This is a genomic window from Candidatus Protofrankia californiensis (genome assembly GCF_900634765.1).
Classification (GTDB): domain Bacteria; phylum Actinomycetota; class Actinomycetes; order Frankiales; family Frankiaceae; genus Protofrankia; species Protofrankia californiensis.
In genome coordinates this window covers 31,115-34,417 of sequence record NZ_CAAAFT010000105.1, presented here as the reverse complement: position 1 = coordinate 34,417, position 3,303 = coordinate 31,115, and the positions used below count along the sequence as shown (strand labels likewise).

The following is a 3,303-nucleotide window of genomic DNA, read 5'->3' as shown; positions in this document are numbered from 1 at the left end:
GCCGCCCGGCTCGCAGGGTGAGCACGGCCTCCTCCAGCAGGCCGGGGTAGAACCCCGAGCCGACGACGACAGCGCCGCCGAGCATCACCCGCGCGTCGGTCTCGGCAGCCATGCGTTCACGCATCGCGGTCAGAGCGCGAGCCCGCTTCCAGCGCGCCGCCACCGTTGCCGGGTCACCGCGCAGATCCGGGTCGTCGGGGCTGATGTCGGCCGGCGGAGGCACATCGACCACCGTTGCGACGTCAACGAGTTCGGCCCGCTCGTCCACACCGAACCGGAGGAACAGATGCCACGCCAGGTAGTCGGTCACCCGCTCCGGCCCGGGTCGACCGGGTAGGTCATAGGTGTCGACAAGATCGAACAGGACCCGGCTGTACCCGCCGAGCCGCAGGTCACCGCCGTAGGCAAGGGAGCCTCCAGCGGCCAGGACATGCCGCGCGATCTCGACGAAAGCGTGTCGCTGGTGAGGCACCCCCAGACCCCGCCGGGCAAGATCCGGACTATCGGAGACCGAGACGGCCACCCGGATGTCCGCGAGCGAACTCACGCCAACCTCCCAGCACACCCCGTTACCGTGGGTCTCATCATGTCGAGAACAGCATCGTCGGGGTCACTGCCCGCAGCGAATCATCGAGCTTCTCCAGCAACCGGCTCTCCTCGGTACCCAGCGGTGGATCAGGATATAGAAGATCGACCGAGGACGAGCTCCTGGCGGAATGCCGTGGCAGGTCAAGGAGAGTCAACAGTTCAGGCGGCCGTACCAGCAGGAGCGAGGGCAGGGCGACACCGTGCTTGCCGCACATCTCGGCGGCCCGCAACGGAAAGTACCGGTGTCTGAGTGTCTCGGTCAGCAGAACGCCCACCAAACGGTCGAGAACGGTCCGCGAATCACTGTGCCACCGGACGGTCGGAACATTGCCAAGATACGGGAAGGCCCGCACCGACCTGTCCGTGATCGCATCCAGGACGACCACCGGCATGGACGCCCGCTTCGCGCTGAGGAACTCCCGCTGGCACCACAACCGCGAACTGTAGGAGTCCGAGTTCACCGCGAGCAGCGCGCAACCCGTGGCTGTGGCGTCGAGAATGTCGGCAAAAGGGTCTCCGCCGGCAATATGGTGCGCGTCCAGGAAGTCGTCGACATCGGTCTCGAGCCGAAGATGTCGAGCCACCTCCCTGGCAATTTCACCACCGTCCCCGGAAGCATAGCTGATAAATACCCGGACCGGGTCCGCGACACTGATCTGACGACACACCCGGTGAACGACATGGTTCAGGAAGACCTGTTCACGAAGATGCGCCGGCATCGTGTGCAGATCGACGACGTCGACGTCTGCCACGACGGGAATCCGGGCGAAGTTGGGAGTGAGCGCGAACGGCAGGAGCCAGTTACCGGGCCCGGCACCGACGGCGCGCAACAGTTCCGCGAGATAATCACGCCAGCCCGCACTCACCAAACCATTGTCGATGAGCAGGACGACGACATTGTGTTGGGCCCGGCTGAGATCAACAGGCGGCGGCACGTCGATGGCCCACTGCGCGCCACGACCGTCCGGGCGGTCCGCATGGACGTCACCGACCAAAGGCGGCACGATCATTTCTATCGCGCCGCCTGAGGTCGGCAGGGACATCAGCGGACCCGCCGCTCGACCAGTAACGCACCGGAATTCCCAACGACCGCGCGTTCGGCTGCGACGGGTCGGCCGTCAGATGCGTGAAAACGGCGCGGGCGAGCTGGTCGGCTTCCAAGCCGCCGGAACGCCAGACCACGTGCACGGCGACGGGCGACCGCCTGGGCGGGGTTACCAACGGTCATCAATCGGATCAGGATGCATTCTGGCACAATAATCCGGTGTGGCAGCGGGGGTATCGGGACCCCGCCAATAGACAGGATGAGCATCCCGTGAGCGTGGGCACCGTCCCCACCCACCCCGGCTGTCGCATGACGCCCCGCGAACGTCCCGTGCAGCCGGCCGGCGGACCAGGTCGTGCGGGGCTGCAGCACATTCCGTCGGCGCGGGGCCGGTCACGCCGAGAACAGCATCGTCGGTGTCATCAGACGCATTCTCGGCTCGAACTCGTGCAACAGACGCGTCTCCTCGGTGTCCAGCGGAGGATCGGGGTAGACGACGGTCAGATCCGCCTCTACCGAGCCGGTACGGCGGCGCAACTCAAGCAGAGTGAGCGGCTCGGGCGGTCTGGAAAGACAATAGTACGGCAGGTCGACACGCTGCAGCCGGGATAGCCAGGCCACCTGGCGAGGAAAATACCGATGCCGGAACGACTCGGCAAGGAGAAGACCCAGCAGCCGCTCCATGACGAGCGGCGAGTCAGGCTTCCACCGCAGTATCGGAATGTTTCCGAGATAGGGTGAGCGACGCTCGTCGCCGTCCTCGACCGCGTCCAGCAGAACAATCGGGCCGAGTTCACGCTTGGCTTTGATGACCTCGTGCCTGCACCATCCCCGTGAACTGTAGGAGTCGGTCACGATCGCCAGGAAGGTCGACGCGGATATCGCCCGGTCTATCGCCTCGACGAGCCGCTCACCGGCGGCAATACTGTGCACGTCGAGGAAATCACCGATGTCCGTGTAGTCATGCAGGTACTTCCGTACTGCTCAGCCACGCGTCGACCGTCCGTCGACGCGTGGCTGAGCAGTACGGTGAGCGGAGAATCGTCGTCGGTGACGTGTCGAAAGAGTCGGTGCAGGATTTTGTTCACAAAAACCTGGTCACGCAGTTCGAGATCTGTTTCGTAGAGCCTGAGACAGTTCATGTCCGAGATCGACGAGGTCCGGTCGACCTTCCGGGTGAGCAGAACCGGCAGCAGCCAGTGACGAGACGACGTCGAGACCATGCCGACGAGGTCGGAGACATAGTCGCCCCAACCTCCGCTCATCAGCCACGCGTCGACAAGCAGGACCACGATATTGCGTTCGGCCCGCTCGAGATCGACAGCCGGCGGCGGATCGTCCCGTCCCGGCGACAGCGGATTCGGAGCGGACGTCCAGAAACGCACTGGCACACCGAGGCCCCGTACCCACGGACGCCACGGATCAGCGCGCAGGAACTTGAAGGCGACACCAGCGAGATGTTCGCCGAGGAGATTTCCACCATGCCAGACCACGTGCACCGCAACAGGCGATCGCCTGGCAGCGGTTACCAACGGTCATCAACCGGGTCAGGATGCACTCCGGCACAATAACCGGGCAGTCACGCATGCATCAGAACGCAACCCTTCCTGAGCTCACGTCCAGCCCGATCTCACGTCCAGCCCGATCTCGGGTCCAGCCCAAGACCAGGC

General features: G+C 64.7%; 3 protein-coding genes and 1 pseudogene. All 4 read right to left on the bottom strand.

All coding sequences use genetic code 11. The features are described from left to right. Positions 1-547 (bottom strand): annotated as a pseudogene (locus DD1DGNOD_RS06390) (TIR domain-containing protein); the annotation flags it as partial. Between the two features lie 37 nt (positions 548-584). Then, on the bottom strand, positions 585-1,631 hold the full coding sequence (locus DD1DGNOD_RS06385) for a toll/interleukin-1 receptor domain-containing protein (RefSeq protein WP_131769656.1): 1,047 nt from the start codon (positions 1,629-1,631) through the stop codon (positions 585-587). Between the two features lie 395 nt (positions 1,632-2,026). After that, the gene (locus tag DD1DGNOD_RS06380; protein WP_131769655.1) at positions 2,027-2,566 is read right to left on the bottom strand and encodes a toll/interleukin-1 receptor domain-containing protein; all 540 of its coding nucleotides are present in this window, start codon (positions 2,564-2,566) and stop codon (positions 2,027-2,029) included. Further along, positions 2,524-3,126 (bottom strand): hypothetical protein, encoded by a 603-nt coding sequence (locus DD1DGNOD_RS06375; protein WP_131769654.1) that lies wholly within the window; start codon positions 3,124-3,126, stop codon positions 2,524-2,526. The genes DD1DGNOD_RS06380 and DD1DGNOD_RS06375 overlap by 43 nt, the downstream gene beginning before the upstream one ends. Between the last annotated feature and the right edge of the window lie 177 nt (positions 3,127-3,303).

Excerpts from the sequence above, each read along its gene's own strand:
- DD1DGNOD_RS06385 (WP_131769656.1), bottom strand. The coding sequence starts at position 1,631 with ATGTCCCTGCCGACCTCAGGCGGCGCGATAGAAATGATCGTGCCGCCT.